This window comes from Capnocytophaga sp. oral taxon 335 str. F0486 (assembly GCF_000277665.1).
In the GTDB taxonomy this organism is placed as follows: Bacteria; Bacteroidota; Bacteroidia; order Flavobacteriales; family Flavobacteriaceae; genus Capnocytophaga; species Capnocytophaga ochracea.
This window is the reverse complement of sequence record NZ_AKFR01000011.1, coordinates 1-19628: the sequence shown is the minus strand read 5'-3', so window position 1 is coordinate 19628 and position 19628 is coordinate 1. Positions and strand designations below refer to the sequence as shown.

Below are 19628 nucleotides of genomic sequence, written 5' to 3'. Positions count from 1 at the left end.
TCGTACTAGTAAATTGTGGATTATATATATGATATATATTATTTATCTCATTATAACTCAATTTTTCCTTGAAGCTAATAATACAGCTTTAATAAATGTCCTCTTTTCCTTAATATATTTTGTAACAGTACTTAATATAGCCTCTTATAGTACAAATAAAATTTTAGTAAAATATTCTAAATATTTTGTTTGGTTTACTATAATACTATTAACTATTGAAGCATATTGGAGACTTACTCATCCCATATTTCTATTAGAAGGAGCCGTAAAAGATTATAGAGATATGGATGGAATGCTTTTCTATGCCTATAAATACTCAAGTATAATGTTTATGGACTCTAATTTTGTAGGAACTTATGGACTTATTGCTTTTTTTTATTATTATTATTTACGAAAAAAAAAATATGTAAAAAGTATTATTCCCTTGATATTATTATTTATTCTCATTGTAGGCACCTTGTCAAGAAGTGCAATAATTACTACTTTTATAACTCTTTTTCTGCTTTATTTTTTATTGGTAAAAATCAGATTCTATCATATCCTCATAATGATGATTTTTGTGAGTTTAATAGTTTTTTTCCTAATCCCTACAATAGAAAATGATGGAAGTTTTTCAACTAAATTTGAAATTTTAGCATCTACATGGGAATATATGAAACATTGTTCTATTTTAGATTTTCTATTAGGAGTAGGTTTTGCTAATAGTTACAAATACATGGAAATAGGAGGGCATAATCTTTTTGTTATTCAATTTGTAGAATCCGGATTAATTGGGACTATCCTATTTTTAATAGCAAATTTAACCCTTATAAAATCTACTCAAAAATATAGTCTATTCCTTACCATACCCTTATTTATTAGTGGTTTTTCCTTAGTAGGATATGCAATTCCTTATTATTATTCATGTTTAGCTTTAATTTATGTCATACAAAGAAATGAAAGAAAAAATATCTGTACTCATTCCCACTTATAATGTAGGTAAATTCGTAGAAAAAGCTGTACGAAGTATTATGCTACAATCCTATGATAACTTAGAAATTATAATAGTAGACGATTGTTCTACTGATAATACTTTTGCTGTACTCCAAAAATTAGCAGATGAAGATAACAGAATAAAACTCTTTAGAAATAAGCAAAATATGAAAATAGCTGCAACTCTTAATTTTGCTCTAGGACAAGCTACAGGGAAATATATCGCTAGAATGGATGGAGATGATATTGCTGAAAATACCCGTATTGAAATTCTTTATAATTATCTACAAACACATCCCGGAGTAAAATTGGTCAGTTCTTATCTCTTTTGTATAGATGAGAATGACAATATTTTACAAGAAGAAATCCCTCCAAAAGATTATGATAAAATTAAAAAAGTTGCTCTCTTTGGTACTCCTATTTCTCACCATTGGCTCACTTACAAATATATATATGAAAAATATGGTAACTATAGAATGTCAGGGGCAGAAGATTATGATTTTATTCTACGACTCATTTCTAATGGAATAAAACTTGCTAATATTCCTCAAAAGTTATATTTCATGAGAATTAGAAAAGGAAATTCTGCTTCTTCCATGGGATTAGCACAATTAAAAACAGCTAATTATATAAGAAAATTATATAAGGAAAGAGTGAAAAATAATACAAATATTGATAGCTACTCTGAAGAAAATTATTGTAAAGTATTGAAAAGTAACTATCTCGAAAAAAAAACATTTGATATATCTTCTTTCTTTTTTAGAAAATTTGTGCTAAGAAAAAAAAGAGAAGGAATTATTTATTTACCTTTAGCAATTCTTTTTTCGCCTTATTATCAATTACAACATATTAAAAACAGGGTTTTATACAAAATTTATAAGAAATGAAAATCGCCTTTATATTACCATCGCTCAAAAATCAAGGACCCATAATTGTTGTAAAAGATATTATTCAAGGACTTGTAAACAATGCAGAGCAAATAGATGTATACTATTTTGATAAAGAAAATACTGAAGTAATTTTCCCCTGTAATACCTATCCTATTTCTTTCTTTGAAAAAATAGATTTCAATAAATATGATGTAGTACACACAAATATGCTCCGTCCTGACCTTTATACTTGGTATCACCGAAAAAAAACTGATAAATGTAAGTTCATATCTACCTTACACCAAATTATTTACGACAATTTAAAAGGCAATTACAACAAACTTATAGCCTATATATTCGAAAAAATATGGGTGAAAATATTAAATAAACAAGACTCTATTGTCTATCTTACCCATTTAATGGCTAATATTTATAAAAATAGAATTCACAAACCTTATCAAGTGATCTATAATGGAAGAGTCTATCACAAAGAAAAAATAGAAGCCAAAGTAGACGAAGAATCTCAAATATTAAACATTAAAAAACAATTTAAGGTCATCGGAACCCATTGCTTGCTCACCAAAAGAAAAGGAATACATCAAACTATATTAGCTCTAAAACACCTCCCCGATTATTTCTTTATCATAGTAGGAGATGGCATAGAGTTAGAAAATTTAAAATCCTTAGCTAAGCGAGAAAACGTGTACGATCGCTGTTGGTTCTTGGGCTACAAAAAGAACGCTATTAGTTACTTAAAGTATTTTGATGTATATGCTGCGACCTCCTATTCCGAGGGTTTTAGCCTCTCACTTATTGAAGCAGGACAGTGCAAATTACCTACCGTATGTTCTAATATTGCTATTTTTAAAGAACAATACAACCAAGAAGAAGTAGTTTTCTATGAGTTAGATAACATAGCCTCTCTATCCGAGGCTATTACAAAAGCCTTTAATAATAAACAACAGTACGCTGAAAATATATACAAACGTGCCATAGATGATTATAGCATTGAAAATATGAGTAATCAATATTTAAAACTATATTGGAAAAACTAATGATACTCTCTGCCTCCATAGTGTTATATCAAACCGACCTTACCCCTTTAAAAAGGGTTATTGATAGCTACTTTGCTTGCAAAAGTGGAGTGCTACAGTTGTTCCTTGTCGACAACTCGCCTACCGATGTGCTCAAAAGCGTAGTAACGATGTACCCCGATAAGGAAATACACTATATTTTCAACAACGAGAATATGGGGTATGGCAAAGCTCATAATATTGCTATCAAAAAATCTATGGAGCAAGGACTACCCTATCACATAGTCTTAAATCCTGATATTGTAATACAAGAAGGAGCCTTAGAAAAACTCACTCATTATATGAATGAGCACCCCGAGGTAGGCAATATAATGCCAAAAATCATCTATCCCGATGGTCAATTGCAATACCTTTGCAAACTCCTCCCCTCTCCTATCGACCTCATTTTTAGGCGTTTTATCCCTTTTAAAAAATGGAAAGATAAAAGCAACAAACATTTTGAGTTACACAACTTTAGCTATAACCAAACAATGAATATCCCCATACTCTCAGGCTGCTTTATGTTCTTGCGCACAGAAGCCCTTGAGAAAGTAGGATTATTTGATGAACAATTTTTTATGTATATGGAAGATTTCGACCTCAACCGTCGCATCCACCGTGCCTACAAAACTATCTTCTTCCCTGAAGCTGTTGTTGTACACGAATATCAAAAAGCTTCCTATAAAAATATCAAACTATTAAAAGCCCATATCAAATCCGCTATTTATTACTTCAATAAGTACGGTTGGTTTTTTGATAAGGAAAGAAAGAAAGCTAATAAGAAAACACTCAGAGATATAGATACTCTCAAAAATATTTAGCATATAAAAATAAAAAATAGAGGTTTATCTCTATGAGACAAAAACATTTTAAGAAGTTATCGAAATTAGAATATTTTTTGTAACTTCGCCCCTTGAACAATCACCTTTATTACACCAATAATAAAATGACAAAAAAAGCACTCATTACAGGTATCACAGGACAAGATGGCGCCTATCTCGCCGAATACCTCCTCAAAAAAGGATATGAAGTACACGGTATGAAACGCCGATCCTCTCTCTTCAATACCGACCGTATCGACCACCTCTACCAAGACCCTCATTTAGAACACCGCAATCTCATCTTACACTACGGCGACCTTACCGATAGTATGAATATCACACGCCTTGTCCAAGAGGTACAACCCGATGAAATCTACAACCTCGCTGCGATGAGTCACGTGCACGTGAGTTTCCAAACTCCCGAATACGTCGGTAACGCCGATGGTCTCGGCACCTTGCGCATCCTTGAAGCTGTACGCCTCTTGGGGCTTACCGAAAAAGCGCGTATCTATCAAGCCTCTACCTCCGAACTCTACGGTTTAGTGCAAGAAGTACCTCAAAGTGAGCGCACTCCTTTCTATCCGCGTTCGCCTTATGCAGTCGCTAAATTGTATGCCTATTGGATTACTGTGAATTACCGCGAAGCCTATAATATGCACGCCTCTAATGGTATCCTCTTCAACCACGAATCTCCTATACGCGGCGAAACTTTCGTAACCCGCAAGGTAACTCGTGCTCTGAGCAGGGTAGCGTTGGGTATGCAGGATAAGTTCTATATGGGTAACCTCAGCTCTCAACGCGACTGGGGGCACGCCAAAGACTATATCAAGGCGATGTACCTCATCTTGCAACAACCCGCTCCTAGTGATTATGTAATTGCTACAGGTATCACTACCGCCATCCGCGATTTTATCACAATGGCTGCCAAAGAAATAGGTCTCACTATCGAATTTAAGGGCGAAGGCGTAAACGAAAAAGGCTATATCACAGCGGTAGATGCTTCTGTTTTCAGCGAAAAAGTAGGCGAAAAGTACCTCAGCGCCATACGCGAACGTATTGCCAATAACCCCGAAGTGGTGAATGTAGACCCTCAGTATTTCCGCCCTACCGAAGTAGATTTGCTCATCGGCGACCCTACCAAATCGCAAACCGTTTTAGGTTGGAAACCTGAGTATGACCTCAAAGGACTGATTGAAGATATGATGCGCTCGGATATCAAACTCTTCAAACGCGATGCTTACCTCAAAGAAGGTGGCTTCACTGTAATGAATTACTTTGAATAACAATGAATAAAAACGCTAAAATATATGTTGCAGGACACAAAGGTTTGGTGGGTTCTGCTATTTGGAAGAATCTTTCTCAAAAAGGATATACCAATTTGATAGGCAGAACAAGTGCCGAACTCGACCTACGTGATGCACAAGCCGTCGCTCAATTCTTTAAAAACGAAAAAACCGATTATGTCTTCTTGGCTGCTGCCAAAGTAGGGGGCATTATGGCTAACAACACCTATCGCGCCGATTTTATCTACGAAAACCTGATGATTCAAAACAATGTAATTCATTCGGCTTACGAAAATAAGGTGAAAAAATTGTTATTCTTGGGGAGTACTTGTATCTACCCTAAGGAAGCACCTCAGCCTATGAAAGAAGACTGTTTGCTCACCTCTCCGTTAGAATATACTAATGAACCTTATGCTATTGCCAAAATTGCAGGCATCAAGTTATGCGAGAGTTACAACCTGCAATACGGCACTAATTATATTGCTGTAATGCCCACCAATCTCTATGGACCTAACGATAATTTTCACCTCGAAAATTCTCACGTATTGCCAGCGATGGTACGCAAAATACATTTAGCAAATGCCTTGCTTAAAAATGATTGGGAAGCAGTAAAAACAGACCTCAACAAGCGTCCGGTAGAAGGAATAAGTGGTAAAAACAGCCAAGAAGAAATAAAAACAATCTTATCAAAATATGGTATTACAGCCGAAACAGTTACGCTATGGGGTACTGGCACACCTTTGCGCGAGTTCTTGTGGAGTGAAGATATGGCCGATGCTTGTGTGTTTCTAATGGAACGTATCAATTTTAAAGATACATATCCCGCTAATGCCAAAGAAGTCCGCAACACCCACATCAATATTGGTACAGGCAAGGAACTTTCTATTAAAGAGCTCGCCTATATGATAAAAGAAGTCATTGGTTATCAAGGAAAAATAGTCTTCGATAGCACCAAACCCGATGGCACAATGCGTAAACTCACCGATCCTACTAAGCTACACCAACTAGGGTGGAAACATTCCATAGAACTCCAAGAGGGAATTAAATTAATGTATGAGTATTATTTGCAAAATCAAAACTTCTTATAATTAATTTTTTTCATATTCTTTAATGTGAATTTGGACTAAGAATTTTAAGATTTTGCTTAAAAAGATATGTGAAACAAAAAAGCTGTCCTATCTCAGGACAGCTTTTTTTATTGTTTCAATAGATATACTATACTATTTGATAGCTTCGTAAGCACGAATGGCTTTGTCGAAGCGGTCGTTTACGCTTTCTAAGGTGTAAAGTCCATCGGCATTAGCTTGTACGCCTTTGAGTTTTAGTGGGAATACCACTGGCGGATTTTGCATATCCAATAACTCTATGCCACGCAATTGTTCGGTGGTTTGGTATACAATGTTTACCGATACAAACTCTTTACCGCTGTTGTCTACCCATTTTTCAAACACGAGTTTACTACCTATTGGGGTTTTCTTCTCAATAGATTTAGGCAAACTGTATTCTTCTACTTCCAAAGCTGCATTCACGCTGGCAATATTAGAATCGTGACCACAAAGGAATGTGAACTTGCGGTTTTTGGCGTTGAGCTCGTCTTTCATATACACTAGTAGTGGGTGTGCTACGTTCACGGCTACAATAGGAGCGGTGAAAAGCACATCGCCATAGACATCTTTTACCTTAGCGATTTTTTCCCAGTCGGAGGTGGTGAGGTTGTTGCCAAAAGCTGCTTGCACAGGGTCTTTATCTTCATAGTATTGCAAGATAAAAGCATCGGAAGCGGAGTTGGCTAACTTCAACGAACCTTTCATATTAGGTTCATCGCCTTTTTCGAGTTTCAATTGGGTGTTGTAATCGTTGAAAGCACACACTTCACCGGATTTACAAGCGGGTGAGTTCTTCAAATCAAGTACTTTTTCCAAGAGTTGGTAAGAGTCTTTCAACCCCTCGTTGATGCCTACAATGCCTTTTTTACCTCCCATAGCAGCAATTTCTTTCATTGCTTGTGCTTTGAAAGCAGGGCTACTTTTGGTAAGCGCAGGGAAAAACACAGGGTCCATTTTGCTGGGGGTAAAGCGGTGGTTGATATGCAAATTGGCTACGGGCATAAATCCTGAAGAGAAATATTGTGCCGTCGCAATGGTGCGTTGCATACTATTAGCATAGAAATTCACTTCATCAACAGAGGGAACTGCATTTTCAGTAAAAAGTCCTTCGGCTACTGTCCATTTGCGGAAAAACTGACCCATAATGGTTTCAAGTGCTCCCCCACGAAGGGTAAGTTCACTGGGGGCAGCGCTCCATTTTATCCACTCGTGAGGCGTCATTTTTTGCAAGGTACTCCCGTTCACTGATAAAGAGGAGCGAATGTTATGACGGCTGAGGATCACCACTTCTTTGAGCTTGTATTGGCTTTTAAAACTTTCGGAGCGGTTGAGTTGTGCCATCGCTAAGAGCGGACACAAGAGGAGTAGTAATGCTTGTAGAGTTATGATTCTTATTTTCATACTGCGTTTTAATTAGATAATTATATTCTTTAACTTTGTAACTTTGCCAAAGTTTGAAACTTTGGCAAAGTTTTAATTGCATCTCGTGCTACGAGTTTTGGCAAAGTTTGTGACTGCGCTATATGGTGGGAGGTCTTTTATAACTATATGATAATAAACCTCCCCCGTTCCCCCTCCAAAAGGGGGACAATCCACAATTATACCTCTATAAAAACTTTTCAAACAGTCCTTTTACAATTGCCCGTGCGGCTCGCACTTAGAACTTGATTTGCAAACGAGTTTCGATAAGACTTAAATTGGTGTCGGGAATGCTTTCACGGTAAGTAACACCAGTGTAGGAAGCACGTACACGCCAAATCATATACTTATTGATATAATAGTTGAATGTAAGTGAATAATCGTTGAGGCGACCTCCTAAGATTCCCGCTTTAGGGTCGGATAAGTCGGTATAGTTATAACCGGCAACGAGTTCCATAGCACCAGGTCTGGGAGTAGCGATACCTCCATCGATATCAGTATATTCGTAAGGGCTTCCTTTTACGATAGCACGGAACATACCATAAGCACCACTTGCTTTGAAATTATCGAAACCACTCTTGCGATTTACATTCACATAGTAATATTGGGCTTCTAACCCTAAACGACCACGTGCAAAGAGCAATTCGGGGGAGAATTTATAAAGGAAAGTAGCGTTATCAATAGTTGCTTGTTGTGCGGTTACCTTAGCGATACGAGTAGGGAAAGGTGTTTTGAGCACATAAGAGTTGTGGTTAAGTGCTGGTGTTTCGTTATAACGAGGTGTTTCGAAAGCACCTGAGAGTCCTACGTGAAAAATCTTGCCTTCTTCACGTTGTGGGCGATAGAGCAAACGGCTCATCATACCCATACCTTGGTCGCCTGTAGCATCAGAGCTTTTCTTCATCGTTTCACCTTCGGCAAAGAGGCTTAAAGTACCCATAAAGTCATCTTTTTGGTGTAAGAGCATCAAACCGATGAGACGAGAGTTGAAGAAAGCCTCGTTACTTTGGGGTTCTTCCATCGATATTTTGAAAGAAGAGCTGGTGGCACTTTGCATACCGAATTGGTGTACGAAATAACCTCCACGCAAAAGTGTGTGTTTGCTGAAACCGTATTCGATAAAGATATCCTTAGGAGAAACTTTGCCATAAGCAAAGCCGATATCTACTTTTCCTTTCCAATTACCATAGCGTACGCCTAAGCCCATACGCACATCGGGGATAGCTACCCCACTTACAAACTTATCTTTTTGCTCATTGGCATTGAAATAACCAGCGTCCAATAAAATACGTCCTCCGGGTTTTACTTCTAACTTTTCTTCGGGTTTAGGAGCTTCCTGTATAGGTGTAGCGGGCATAGGTTCGGTGGTATCGGTAACGGTGGTTGGTTCTTCTTGGGCATAGGTATAGCCCACAGCCATTAGGCTGAACATCATAAAATATATCTTTTTCATAGTCTTAAATTTTATTTAGTCATACGTTCACTTTTCTTTACTTTGCCTTTTTTTACAAGTCCTTCAAACTCTTTTTTAGCTTTTTCGAGTTGTTTCATAAAGGCATCATTGGCGTGGAGACGCGCTACTACGGCACTTGCTACGAGACGAGCAGCATCTACATCACTTTGGAAATGGTAGCCACAAATCACGCGACTTTGTCCCATTTCATATCCGCGTTTGAGGATTTCGTTTTGTCTATCGACATTGATTTCGGCAAGCACCAAAGCGGTAGCCCACCCGATAGCGGTGTGACCAGAGGGATAAGAACCATTAGTAGAGAGTTCTTTTTGTTGTTCGGGGTTGCAAGTGGTCTTTTCGTAGAAAGCAAACGGACGCACGCGCATATAGTGTTCTTTGGCGGCACGAGTAGCGAGGTCGCCTGCATCTTCGCGCATATTTACGACAAGTTTGAAGATTTCGGGAGTAGTTTCCTTAGAAATCTTGATGCCAAAAGCTTCGGAAAAAGCATTAGGCACGCCAGGACCGTCTACACGAGCATCGGATACGGCTTGCTCACCACGAGGGGTACGGCGTTGCATTAAGCCCCACTGGTATTGGGCTTCGTCGTTAAGGAAAAGAATACTACCTGGTTGAGGAGGAGGAGGTAGGAGTTCAAGACTGTTTGCCACCTCACCGATTTGCAAGAAGTAGAGGTCGGGTTTGGTTCTTACGTCTTTGATTTTTTCTTGTGCGAATGTAGTTGCCATCACCGATAGCAAGGCTACGAATAATAATGTTTTTCTCATCTTATTATACAGTTAAAATTTATTGTATTCTCTTTTGGAAGGTATTTAGGTTTTAAAAAACACTACAAATGTAGAAAGAAAAGAATAAATGTGCAAATTATTTCAAAAAAATATTTACTAAAAAAGAAAGAAATAAAAACAAATGTGGTGATTTTGTGGTTTTTAGGTGCGAGGTGCACGGGCGGGGGAGAAATGAGAGAATTAGAAAATGAGAGAATTAGAAAATGAGAGAATTAGAAAATGAGAGAATTAGAAAATGAGAGAATTAGAAAATGAGAGAATGAGGAAATTAGAAAAAGGAGTGTGAGGTTGAGTTAGAGGAATGAGGCTATGCCTCAGAAATCAAACAAAATTTAAACAAAATCAAGGCTACGTCTTGTAAACCAGCAGAGGGATTGTTAGTTTATTCAACTTTGCCAAAGGTCGTAGCACGACGGGCAATTAACTTGGGCAAAGTTTGAGATGAAAAAGAGATATGCTGGGACTGCTAGGGGCTTTCAAAAGATATCGGAAAAGAACGGAAGAGAGCTGAGAGAAAATTTGGTGAAAAAAGGGTGTAAGGAGGGTGGGGGTAGCTTATAGAGAGCTTATAGGAAGCTTATACGAATCTTGGACGATTGGTATAGGAAGGGTATATAAGTAGTTGACTCATAATATAATACAACAGCGCTAAAAATGGTAAAAACGGGGTTTCGAGGCGAAAGAAAGAGGAAGAGGCACTAGGCCTTAGGCCCTAGGCAATAGGGGGGAGTATGACGGAAAAGGGAAGGAATGACGAGGAACAAATGACGAATGACGGAGATAATAGGGGGAATGTAGCGACGGAAAGGTGAAGGCAAAACGAAAATAAAGAGGCGGTAAGGCGAGGCTAAAGCGAAGTTATTGCTTGTAAAAAAGCCTTAGTAGCGCCTTGTTTTTCGTTTATATATTGGCGATTGATATTGCCTATAGCGATGCGATTTTCGGGTGAAGTAACAAGGTTATTCATCACCTGAGCGAATTCTTCTTTACTGCTTACGGAGAGAACGCCTCCTAAGGTGACTAACTCCTTTGCTTCATTGAACTTTTCATAATTCTTACCGATGATTACAGGTACCCCAAATACGGCGGGCTCTAAGACATTGTGTAAGCCCGTAGTGCCCATTCCACCTCCTACATAGGCTATATCGGCATAGCTGTACACTTTGGTGAGAATGCCTATGGTATCGATGATGAGTACGTCGTAATCAGAAAGGTTAAGAGAGTCTTTCTCGGAGAATAGGGCAACTTTACGGCTTAACTTCTGCTGGTTGTGTTTGAGTTCTGCGATATCGGTAGGATGAATATTATGAGGGGCAATGATGAACTTCACTGGGGCAGTGCAAGTGTTGATATACTGCAAGTAAATGTCTTCGTCGGTAGCCCACGAACTACCGAAGACCACACATAGATTGTTTCCTTTGAACTGCTCTACAAAATCTAAATGGTTGTCTCGTTGCAATATTTCGGCTACACGGTCGAAGCGGGTGTCGCCACTGACAGTTACATTATTGAAGCCTAAGTTTTTAAGTAGTTGCTGAGAAAGCTCGTTCTGCACAAAAAAATGAGTAAAAGAATGCAGGGCTTGGCGCATCATTCCGCCATAAGGCTTGAAGAAGATTTGATTTTTGCGAAAAATACCGGAGAGCAAATAAGTAGGTATTTGTGCTTTTTTGAGCTCGATAAGGTAATTGACCCAAAACTCGTATTTCACAAAAATAGCCATTGCAGGATTTACTATTTGCACGAACTTGCGTGCATTAGCAGGTGTATCAAGCGGAAGATAGACCACTATATCGGCATCGGGGGTGTTTTTGCGCACCTCGTAGCCTGAGGGAGAAAAGAAGGTAATGAGTATTTTATAGCCTTGTTTTTTCAGGGCTTTAACGACGGGCAAGCCTTGTTCGAACTCGCCGAGAGAAGCCGTATGTATCCAAACATAGCGGGTATGAGGGTCGAGTTTTGCGGTAAGGGTAGTCCATACGGTTTTACGTCCGCTTACAAAGAGGTGTATTTTTTTGTTGAATAGGGCAACGAGGGGGAGGATTGCCTTGATGATATAAAGAGAGAATGTGTACATTTTAATGATGAATTACGAATGACAAATGACGATACAAGGCGCAAAGGTAGTAAAAAAGGGACAATAAAAAAAGCGCAAGCCGACGGCTTGCGCTTTTTTACTTGTTATATTTATCTATTTACAATGAATTTTCTTTGGTGAATTTTACGATTTCGGAAATACGTCCGAAAGCAACGCCCACTACTGTATCGGCAGCACCGTAGTACACGGCTACTTTGTCTTCTTCGATAGAATGCAAGGCAGCACAAGGGAATACCACATTAGGCACATCGCCGGTAGTTTCGTAGAGAGTTGCAGGCGCCAAGAGGTAAGGCTGTGTACGAGCGATTACCTTGCTTGGATTGTTGAGGTCTAATAGTGCAGCCCCCATAGAGTAGCGGAAACCATTGCAAGTGTTGATCACCCCGTGATAGAACAATAGCCATCCATCTTTGGTTTTGATAGGCACAGCTCCTGCCCCTATTTTGGTACATTGCCAAGCACTATCTATAAAAGGTGTTACTTTCATCACGCAGCGGTGTTCACCCCAGTATTTCATATCGGGGCTATAGCTGATGAAAATATCACCGAAAGGTGTATGTCCGTTATCACTTGGGCGACTAAGCATTGCATATTTACCGTTGATTTTCTCAGGGAAGAGCACTCCGTTGCGGTTGAAAGGCAAAAAGGCATTCTCGCATTGGAAAAACTCTTTGAAATCAAAAGTATAGGCAATCCCGATAGTAGGGCCACAATAGCCATTACACCAAGTTACCCAATAGCGGTCTTCGATAAAAGTTACGCGAGGGTCGTACTTATACTCAGAGTGTAAGAAATCAGTATTACCACCTTTCATCACGATAGGTTCGTGGTTGATTTCCCAATGAATAGCATCTTTACTGAAACCAGCAAAAATGTTCATTTGTACTGCTTTGTTGTCGCAGCGGAAAACCCCTGCATAGCCGTCGCCAAAAGGCACAACAGCCGAGTTAAAAATACTGTTAGAAGTAGGGATATCATACCTACCGATAATAGGGTTTTCAGAATAACGCCACATTACATCGGTACAACCCGCAGGGCGTTCTTGCCAAGGAATTTTTTGACTCATTATTTTTGTTTTAGTTATTAGTTATTCAGTTTATTAAATTATAGTTTTCACAACAAAGTTATCAGGAATTTCTTCTAAAAACATCGATTCGTTATTCTTTTCGGTTATTAGGTATAGTTGGTCTTTAGCTCTTGTAATAGCTACATAGAAAAGACGTCTTTCTTCTTCCATTAGCAAATCGTGTTGAGTGGGTTTTACAACTTGGAAAATTCTGTCCTCTAACCAAATATCAGGGAATCCTCCTTTACCCTGAGTGAGCCCTATGATAAAAACAGCTTTGGCTTCTAATCCTTTTGCTGAGTGCATCGTTTTAGCCTGTACAAAAACGCGTTGGGTTTTAAATCGGCTCAAGTAATTGCTAAACATTTTGCTACGCCTATATAGAAATAGTATATCTTCCTTTCTGTAACCCTTATTGAGAAGCTTTTTAACTTCACTCACTACAAAATCAATATTTTCATCTTCATTGCTACCTGCAAAAATATTTACTTTTGTTTCCGATTTTTTATTTGCAAAAATCTCTTTTTCTACTTTGAATTTATTGTGTTTTATCACTTCATTGCTGGCTCCAACAATATGTTCAGTGCTTCTGTAATTCTGATTGAGTTTAATTACTTCGGCATTAGGGAAATACTTTTCAAAGTTGATGATATAATCTACATTAGACCCTCTGAACGCATAGATACTTTGCCAATCATCACCTACGCAAAAAAGTTGATTATCGGTAGTTAAGAGTTTTTTCAGTAATTCTACTTGTAGGTTGTTTACATCTTGAAATTCATCTACCAAAATATATTTATACATCTGTTGATGTTGTTCAGCTATTTCGGGTCGGTGGTTGAACAAATCAATGGTTTTAATAATCATATCTTCAAAATCGAGGTATGATTTGTTCACACAATAAGCCTGATATTTTTCCATTAGCGGAATCACCAAATTATAAAAATCTCTGATACGCTGATGTGGGTCGGTGAGAGCTTTAACTAACACTTCTTCGGGTGATAGATTTTCAGCTTTAATCATCTTAATTACCCGTAAGGACTGAGTGATAAAATCGTTTAATTCTTTGTGATAAGCATTGAATTCCTCTTCAAAACTCAAAGCGACATCACTGTGATAATTGGCAGGTAATCTATTTTTAACAATCTTATCTAAAGCCGAATTGAATAGTGTAGTATCTTTAGCTTCAACCTCTTCGTATGTTTTAAAAAGAGTTTTGTTAGCCTTTTTGTACTGTTCATCTTTTTCTTTAACAGCAGCACTCATATTGCTGATGTGCTCTAAGTAAATATCGGCTTGCGGGATATAGAAATCAGGGTGAAAATAGAAATCTTTACAGTTGAGATACGGTTCGTATGCAAAATCTATATTGTGTCTATAGAGCCAATCGGCTATATAACGTTCAGATTTAGACCGCACTTTTGTTCCGTTGAGTGAAGTATAATACTTTTGTTCTTCGTGAAACCCCTCTTCTTTTTTATGGGAATGAAAATAGCCGTTATCTACAAAATAATCAAGGATATAGCGTTTTAAGTCTAATAAGTATTCTCTATTGTTAGAATTTTCTTTGAGAATTTTGCTTGCGATTTCAAAGTCGGTTTCAGGAGTATTTTCATAAACAAAATCATCTTCACTTTTACTTTTTTTACTATCGTTTAAAACTTTAAATTGGTTATCGAACTCACTTACACCATATTTGCGAAGTACCTTATAACAGAAACTGTGAAAAGTGCTTATAGAAAGGTTGGACAGTCTTTTATTTGCTTTCACAAAATTATCTCGATAGGTATTTTTTTCGGCATCACTAATCTTAGTATTATTCATAAAAGATTGATACAAGCCTCCTTCTTCACTTGAAAAAATGAGTCTGTCAATCATTTCATTAGTAGCATTTTTGGTAAAAGTAATCACTAAGATGTTAGCAGGTTTTACTCTTTTAATATTCATTAGATAGGATAATTTTTCTAAAAGAGTTTTGGTTTTTCCAGAGCCAGCTCCAGCGAGTACTAATAAGCGTTTACTTTCACTTACTACAGCTTCTAATTGTTTATCATTGAGTTGATTCAATTTTGCTTCCATAAAAATGTTCTTAGACTTTGCAAAACTTATTTATTTTCTATCACTTCATCAAAAATAGCACTATAAACAGCATCAATATCTGTAAGCAATCCCCATTCTAACCCCTTTTAGCTGTGAGTAATTCATCATCGCTGAGTGTTCTGCCTAATCGCTCTAAAGCAACAGATTGTATATCTTCTACAGCAATCGTAAAAAGAGGTTTAGTCTTTTCTTCTATAACAGAACTCTCTACCTCAAACTTTTCAAATAGAGAGTTGAAAATAGGTAAGTCTTCCTCATCAATAGCTATTTGCAATACCGTCTTTGTCATAAGATTATAGGTAACTGCCCGTCGTACCACGACCTACAATTACACTGTTTTCTTTATCAATTCTGTGATAAACGCTATTTGCTCGTCGTCAAGCTCGGTGTGCATAGGCAGAGAGATGACTTCTTGTACTAATTTATTGGTAACGCCAAAATCAGCTTCGTTATAAGAGCTGCGGGTATAGGCTTTTTGGGCGTGTAATGGTATAGGGTAGTAAATACCAAAAGGCACTCCGTTTTCACCAAAAACCTTAGCGAGTTCATCGCGTTTGCCATTAGTGATGCGGAGAGTATATTGGTGGAACACGTGGTCGTTACCTTTGGCGATTACAGGGGTAATGATATGAGGATTGCCTTTCAGTGCTTCGGTATATTTGCGAGCTGCTTCACGGCGGCGGGCGTTATAATTGTTCAGGTTAGGGAGTTTGGCGCGCAACACAGCCGCTTGTAGAGAGTCGAGGCGTGAGTTTACGCCTACTACATCGTGGTGATAACGCACATACATACCGTGATTTACGATACCGCGAAGAGTGTAAGCGAGGTCGTCGTCGTTAGTGAAGATAGCCCCTCCGTCGCCGTAGCAACCGAGGTTCTTAGAAGGGAAGAAAGAAGTAGCCCCCACGTGACCGATAGTGCCTACTTTTTGTTTGTGACCATCGGCAAAAGTATAATCAGCACCAATGGCTTGCGCGTTGTCTTCAATCACGAAAAGGTTGTGTTTTTTAGCCAAAGCCATAATAGCTTCCATATTGGCTGGCTGACCGAACAAATGCACGGGTACAATCGCTTTCGTGCGAGGAGTAATAGCTTTTTCAATAGCCTCGATATTGATGTTGAAAGTATCATCATATACATCTACGAGTACGGGGGTGAGTTTCAGCAAGGCAATCACTTCTACGGTTGCTGCGAAAGTAAAATCGGCAGTGATAACTTCATCGCCTTCTTTGAGTCCGAGACCCATCATTGCTATTTGGAGGGCATCGGTACCGTTGGCGCAAGGGATTACGTGTTTTACCCCCATATATTTTTCCAATTCCTTTTGAAAGGCTTGTACCTGAGGTCCATTAATAAAGGCGGTAGTGCTGAGTACTTCCTCAAAAGAGGCTTGTACGTCGTTTTTAATTCTTTCGTACTGACCTTGTAGGTCAACCATTTGTATTTTTTTCATATGTCGAATATTATTAATTGTTCGTTACAAAAAACTTATCAAATCAAGAAACATTAATCTTGTTTCTTCTCCTTCATCTAATTTCGTTAGAAATTCAAACCCTATCTTTTGATAGAAACTTACTGCTTGTGCATATGCATCAACTGTAATAAGACGACAAGCCTCATCTTCATTCAAATCTACACAGTGATTGATAATAGTATCAATAATAATTCTTCCTAACCCCTTACCTTTAAAAGTTTTATCGATAGCCAATCTCCCTATTTTTAGAGAAGGAACGTTGTTTAAATGCCGTTTAGGATAGGGTAATAACTCTCTGCGAAATTTGTTATACTGACTTTTTGATGAGAACATCTCTTCTTTGAGTAATAGACTATCATTCAATAGACTGTAATAACCTAAAGTACGCTCATCATTTTCAATAACAAAAGTGGTGGCAAGTAATTGTTTTCGGTAAGGAACTGCTTCCTCAAAAAGAAACTCATTCAAATCGTCGTCTCCACAATCAAAAGGCTTTATTGTATGTCCTTCTTTAAGTCGAAAAAAAGATAAGCCTTTTAAAAGTTGTACAAAATCATCTGTTTGCATTATCTCTATCGTCTTTAAAAATTGACTTCAATAGCATAGCATTCTTGCGAACGCTCTCACGTGTAATTCCTTTTTCAGCTAAGCTTCGTCTAAAACCTGCTAATTTTTTGTAGAACTCTATTACATCTTGCCCTTCTAATACAGGTGTTGGTTTTATTTCTCTTGCCATAATACTTAATTCTTAGTTTTTAATCCTTAATAGTTAGTGTTGCTTTGCCACGACTTTTGTCAAAGCCCTAATAGCCCGTCGCACTACAACTACCCGCGTAGTTCTTAATGCCTACCGCGCCACGGTTATATAGCCATTAAACACTGCCTCCCACAGTGCAAAGATACAAAAATATTTTGAATTATATAAAAATCTCCCCTTCTTAACACATAAGGGTTGACTCACCTTCGTAAGCCAACCCTTATGTTATTAAAAAAACTTCTTATTCCTAAAAATATTTCAACTTCTGTGTGAAAATCGTTACACGCTGACCGTTAACCGACATTGTTTTCCTTGTCCAGTTGTTCTTCTTGTCATACACAAACTCGTAAGTCTCTGTTTTAGTAACGTTACCATCTTTGTCAAAGTATTTAACCTCCACCTCATTGTCATTTTTGTCAAAAGCTGAAACAACTCTCTGTTTCAAAGCGTTATCTTTGTCAAATACTTGCTTTTCTACCACATTCCCTTTCGCATCGTAAGTATATACCGTTTTGCTGGTAAGCTCGTCCTTTGTGAATTTAGACTCTTCCGATAATTTCCCCTCAGGAGTATACTTATAAGTAGTTTTATCTTGGCACATTCCTGCTATACAATCCGTGCGTTCTACAAGCTGATTCTGTTCGTTATAAACATTTATTCGGCTCATAAAAATATTCCCATCGGGCGTCTCTACATCGTGCTTGGTAAGATTCCCTCTTTCGTCATACTCATACACGTTCTTAGAAAGCAACGTGTTCGAATCATCTCTCGAAGCCGACTCTAACATATTCCCGTTTTTGTCATACACATCCACGAATTTAATCGTCATTCCATTTTGCTTCGATTGCATTTTTACAACAGTCCCCTTTTTGTCAAACTGCGAAAAAAGTTCAGAGTTCATCGGTATTTCCTCTCCGTTTTCACCAACTTGGATACCCGATTGCACAACCGTTTTTACTTTTCCTTTCAGCTGAGCACGCTCCCAACCATTCTTTTTGTGACTCTGCCCAGAAGCGACAGTAGTAGCTAATAAGGCAATGGCTATGATTCTTTTCATAATAATGTTCTATTTAAAATAATACTTTTTTGGGGTGCAAAAGTACAAAAGATTTCTAAATGTACCAATACGCCATATCCACCTATTCACCAAAACTATGCCAAAACAAAGTAAAATGATGATAATAAAGCCTCTCTTGTTATATTTATAACTAAATAGTCGTCGTTTGTGTCTCTTTTAAAAAGAAATTCTCTATCCTTATTTAACCTCTATTCGATGTAATAAAACACTACTTTCAATCACCTGTCGTACTACTTTCAATCACCCATCGTGCTACGACCCCACCCCTTTCCCGTCGCCACATTCCCCCTTTGAAGATAGCCAGCGACAGCTGGGTATGTGCACCGCAAAAGCGGAGTATGTGTAAAAGGGGAGGTTTGTCTCCTTTTACAGCTTGTCCCCCTTCGGGGGTTCGGGGGCTTACCGAATAAATGACTCACCACATTCCCCTTTGAACGGAAGTCCGCGAGAGCGGAGTATGTGTAAAGGGAGAGGTTATCCCCTAGTGCCTAAGGCCTGAGGCCTATCACCTCTTCCTTTTTCTTTCGCCTCGAAACCCCGATTTTAACATTTTTAGCACTGTTGTATTTGTCATATCCTGAAATAGGTTTACACTAAAAACCATAAAAAGATATGACAATAGGGAGGAAAGAAACAGTTCGGTACAGTGATTGCTTTAAGTTGAGTATCGTAGAAGAGATTGAGAGAAACGGATTGAGTATTGAAAACTGCCGACGCAAGTACGGCATTGGAGGAAGTACAACGATTCAAAAATGGCTTAAAAAGTATGGTAAAAATCACTTATTAAATAAAATAGTACGCGTGGAAACAATTGATGAAATCGGGGAGCTTCAAGCTCTTAAAAAGGAGTTAAAAGCCCTTAAAGAGGCTTTTGCTGAAACGACTTTAGAGAATAAAGTTTATAAGACTTATTTTCAAATTCTTGGTCAGGAAACAGGAATGGGCGATGAAATAAAAAAAAAGTTAGAACAAGAGTTATTGAAGTACTTTCCAAAACAGAAAAGATAAGCGCTCTTTGCAAGTGTTTTGGTATTAGTAGACAAGCTCATTATAAAGCAGTTAAATCGTTTAAGGAGGTAGCACTCAGTGAGAGTATAATTATTGAGATGGTACAGGAAATACGTCGAGAACTGCCCAAGATAGGAGGAAAGAAGCTTTATTATATGTTATCAGATAAGATACATCAGGTAGCAAAAATAGGGAGAGATAAGTTCTTTATGATATTGAATAATAATGATTTACTTATTCAA

General features: G+C 38.0%; 19 protein-coding genes. 7 read left to right on the top strand and 12 right to left on the bottom strand.

What is annotated here, in order from left to right; all coding sequences use genetic code 11:
- The first annotated feature begins 28 nt into the window (after positions 1-28).
- The 6 genes from HMPREF1320_RS01755 to HMPREF1320_RS01730 all read left to right on the top strand — a co-directional run bounded on the left by HMPREF1320_RS01755 (position 29) and on the right by HMPREF1320_RS01730 (position 6106).
- A complete protein-coding gene (locus HMPREF1320_RS01755) occupies positions 29-973 on the top strand; it encodes a hypothetical protein (RefSeq protein ID WP_157446748.1) in 945 nt (314 codons plus the stop codon).
- Positions 936-1859, top strand: a complete 924-nt coding sequence (locus tag HMPREF1320_RS01750) for a glycosyltransferase family 2 protein (RefSeq protein ID WP_232207522.1) — start codon at positions 936-938, stop codon at positions 1857-1859. The genes HMPREF1320_RS01755 and HMPREF1320_RS01750 overlap by 38 nt, the downstream gene beginning before the upstream one ends.
- Positions 1856-2896, top strand: coding sequence for a glycosyltransferase family 4 protein (locus HMPREF1320_RS01745; protein ID WP_009417206.1), 1041 nt, complete (start codon positions 1856-1858; stop codon positions 2894-2896). Before HMPREF1320_RS01750 ends, HMPREF1320_RS01745 begins: the two co-directional genes overlap by 4 nt.
- Entirely contained in the window at positions 2896-3735 is an 840-nt protein-coding gene (locus HMPREF1320_RS01740) for a glycosyltransferase family 2 protein (RefSeq protein ID WP_034553838.1), read from the top strand. The genes HMPREF1320_RS01745 and HMPREF1320_RS01740 overlap by 1 nt, the downstream gene beginning before the upstream one ends.
- Before the next feature lie 125 nt (positions 3736-3860).
- Entirely contained in the window at positions 3861-5018 is a 1158-nt protein-coding gene (gmd, locus tag HMPREF1320_RS01735) for a GDP-mannose 4,6-dehydratase (protein WP_009417234.1), read from the top strand.
- A 2-nt stretch (positions 5019-5020) separates the two neighbouring features.
- On the top strand, positions 5021-6106 hold the full coding sequence (locus HMPREF1320_RS01730; RefSeq protein WP_009417214.1) for a GDP-L-fucose synthase family protein: 1086 nt from the start codon (positions 5021-5023) through the stop codon (positions 6104-6106).
- Between the two features lie 132 nt (positions 6107-6238).
- Here HMPREF1320_RS01730 and HMPREF1320_RS01725 read toward each other — a convergent pair whose 3' ends face one another.
- From HMPREF1320_RS01725 to HMPREF1320_RS11775, 12 genes are all read right to left on the bottom strand, one after another.
- Positions 6239-7525, bottom strand: coding sequence for a histidine-type phosphatase (locus tag HMPREF1320_RS01725; RefSeq protein ID WP_009417236.1), 1287 nt, complete (start codon positions 7523-7525; stop codon positions 6239-6241).
- Between the two features lie 256 nt (positions 7526-7781).
- On the bottom strand, positions 7782-8996 hold the full coding sequence (locus tag HMPREF1320_RS01720) for an OprO/OprP family phosphate-selective porin (RefSeq protein WP_009417231.1): 1215 nt from the start codon (positions 8994-8996) through the stop codon (positions 7782-7784).
- A gap of 11 nt (positions 8997-9007) precedes the next feature.
- Positions 9008-9784, bottom strand: coding sequence for an acid phosphatase (locus HMPREF1320_RS01715; RefSeq protein ID WP_009417233.1), 777 nt, complete (start codon positions 9782-9784; stop codon positions 9008-9010).
- An 868-nt stretch (positions 9785-10652) separates the two neighbouring features.
- A complete protein-coding gene (locus tag HMPREF1320_RS01705) occupies positions 10653-11882 on the bottom strand; it encodes a 3-deoxy-D-manno-octulosonic acid transferase (RefSeq protein WP_009417216.1) in 1230 nt (409 codons plus the stop codon).
- Positions 11883-12000: 118 nt separating this feature from the next.
- The gene (locus HMPREF1320_RS01700) at positions 12001-12969 is read right to left on the bottom strand and encodes a glycoside hydrolase family 130 protein (RefSeq protein WP_009417204.1); all 969 of its coding nucleotides are present in this window, start codon (positions 12967-12969) and stop codon (positions 12001-12003) included.
- A gap of 33 nt (positions 12970-13002) precedes the next feature.
- On the bottom strand, positions 13003-15048 hold the full coding sequence (locus HMPREF1320_RS01695; protein ID WP_009417219.1) for a UvrD-helicase domain-containing protein: 2046 nt from the start codon (positions 15046-15048) through the stop codon (positions 13003-13005).
- Positions 15049-15145: 97 nt separating this feature from the next.
- The gene (locus HMPREF1320_RS01690) at positions 15146-15358 is read right to left on the bottom strand and encodes a hypothetical protein (protein WP_009417222.1); all 213 of its coding nucleotides are present in this window, start codon (positions 15356-15358) and stop codon (positions 15146-15148) included.
- Between the two features lie 39 nt (positions 15359-15397).
- Positions 15398-16522: a DegT/DnrJ/EryC1/StrS family aminotransferase gene (locus HMPREF1320_RS01685; protein WP_009417242.1), complete on the bottom strand. Its 1125-nt coding sequence runs from the start codon at positions 16520-16522 to the stop codon at positions 15398-15400.
- Between the two features lie 24 nt (positions 16523-16546).
- The gene (locus HMPREF1320_RS01680) at positions 16547-17110 is read right to left on the bottom strand and encodes a GNAT family N-acetyltransferase (protein WP_009417239.1); all 564 of its coding nucleotides are present in this window, start codon (positions 17108-17110) and stop codon (positions 16547-16549) included.
- Positions 17097-17279, bottom strand: a complete 183-nt coding sequence (locus tag HMPREF1320_RS01675; RefSeq protein ID WP_009417229.1) for a hypothetical protein — start codon at positions 17277-17279, stop codon at positions 17097-17099. The genes HMPREF1320_RS01680 and HMPREF1320_RS01675 overlap by 14 nt, the downstream gene beginning before the upstream one ends.
- A gap of 268 nt (positions 17280-17547) precedes the next feature.
- The gene (locus tag HMPREF1320_RS01670) at positions 17548-18357 is read right to left on the bottom strand and encodes an RHS repeat domain-containing protein (RefSeq protein ID WP_009417212.1); all 810 of its coding nucleotides are present in this window, start codon (positions 18355-18357) and stop codon (positions 17548-17550) included.
- Between the two features lie 235 nt (positions 18358-18592).
- Entirely contained in the window at positions 18593-18790 is a 198-nt protein-coding gene (locus HMPREF1320_RS11775) for a phosphinothricin acetyltransferase (RefSeq protein ID WP_316927901.1), read from the bottom strand.
- Positions 18791-19038: 248 nt separating this feature from the next.
- Between HMPREF1320_RS11775 and HMPREF1320_RS01665 the strand changes: the two genes are divergently transcribed.
- On the top strand, positions 19039-19386 hold the full coding sequence (locus tag HMPREF1320_RS01665) for a transposase (protein WP_232207514.1): 348 nt from the start codon (positions 19039-19041) through the stop codon (positions 19384-19386).
- The last annotated feature ends 242 nt before the right edge of the window (positions 19387-19628 follow it).

Excerpts from the sequence above, each read along its gene's own strand:
- HMPREF1320_RS01755 (WP_157446748.1), top strand. The coding sequence starts at position 29 with ATGATATATATTATTTATCTCATTATAACTCAATTTTTCCTTGAAGCT.
- HMPREF1320_RS01750 (WP_232207522.1), top strand. The coding sequence starts at position 936 with ATGAAAGAAAAAATATCTGTACTCATTCCCACTTATAATGTAGGTAAA.
- HMPREF1320_RS01745 (WP_009417206.1), top strand. The coding sequence starts at position 1,856 with ATGAAAATCGCCTTTATATTACCATCGCTCAAAAATCAAGGACCCATA.
- HMPREF1320_RS01740 (WP_034553838.1), top strand. The coding sequence starts at position 2,896 with ATGATACTCTCTGCCTCCATAGTGTTATATCAAACCGACCTTACCCCT.
- gmd (WP_009417234.1), top strand. The coding sequence starts at position 3,861 with ATGACAAAAAAAGCACTCATTACAGGTATCACAGGACAAGATGGCGCC.
- HMPREF1320_RS01730 (WP_009417214.1), top strand. The coding sequence starts at position 5,021 with ATGAATAAAAACGCTAAAATATATGTTGCAGGACACAAAGGTTTGGTG.
- HMPREF1320_RS01725 (WP_009417236.1), bottom strand. The coding sequence starts at position 7,525 with ATGAAAATAAGAATCATAACTCTACAAGCATTACTACTCCTCTTGTGT.
- HMPREF1320_RS01720 (WP_009417231.1), bottom strand. The coding sequence starts at position 8,996 with ATGAAAAAGATATATTTTATGATGTTCAGCCTAATGGCTGTGGGCTAT.
- HMPREF1320_RS01715 (WP_009417233.1), bottom strand. The coding sequence starts at position 9,784 with ATGAGAAAAACATTATTATTCGTAGCCTTGCTATCGGTGATGGCAACT.
- HMPREF1320_RS01705 (WP_009417216.1), bottom strand. The coding sequence starts at position 11,882 with ATGTACACATTCTCTCTTTATATCATCAAGGCAATCCTCCCCCTCGTT.
- HMPREF1320_RS01700 (WP_009417204.1), bottom strand. The coding sequence starts at position 12,969 with ATGAGTCAAAAAATTCCTTGGCAAGAACGCCCTGCGGGTTGTACCGAT.
- HMPREF1320_RS01695 (WP_009417219.1), bottom strand. The coding sequence starts at position 15,048 with ATGGAAGCAAAATTGAATCAACTCAATGATAAACAATTAGAAGCTGTA.
- HMPREF1320_RS01690 (WP_009417222.1), bottom strand. The coding sequence starts at position 15,358 with ATGACAAAGACGGTATTGCAAATAGCTATTGATGAGGAAGACTTACCT.
- HMPREF1320_RS01685 (WP_009417242.1), bottom strand. The coding sequence starts at position 16,522 with ATGAAAAAAATACAAATGGTTGACCTACAAGGTCAGTACGAAAGAATT.
- HMPREF1320_RS01680 (WP_009417239.1), bottom strand. The coding sequence starts at position 17,110 with ATGCAAACAGATGATTTTGTACAACTTTTAAAAGGCTTATCTTTTTTT.
- HMPREF1320_RS01675 (WP_009417229.1), bottom strand. The coding sequence starts at position 17,279 with ATGGCAAGAGAAATAAAACCAACACCTGTATTAGAAGGGCAAGATGTA.
- HMPREF1320_RS01670 (WP_009417212.1), bottom strand. The coding sequence starts at position 18,357 with ATGAAAAGAATCATAGCCATTGCCTTATTAGCTACTACTGTCGCTTCT.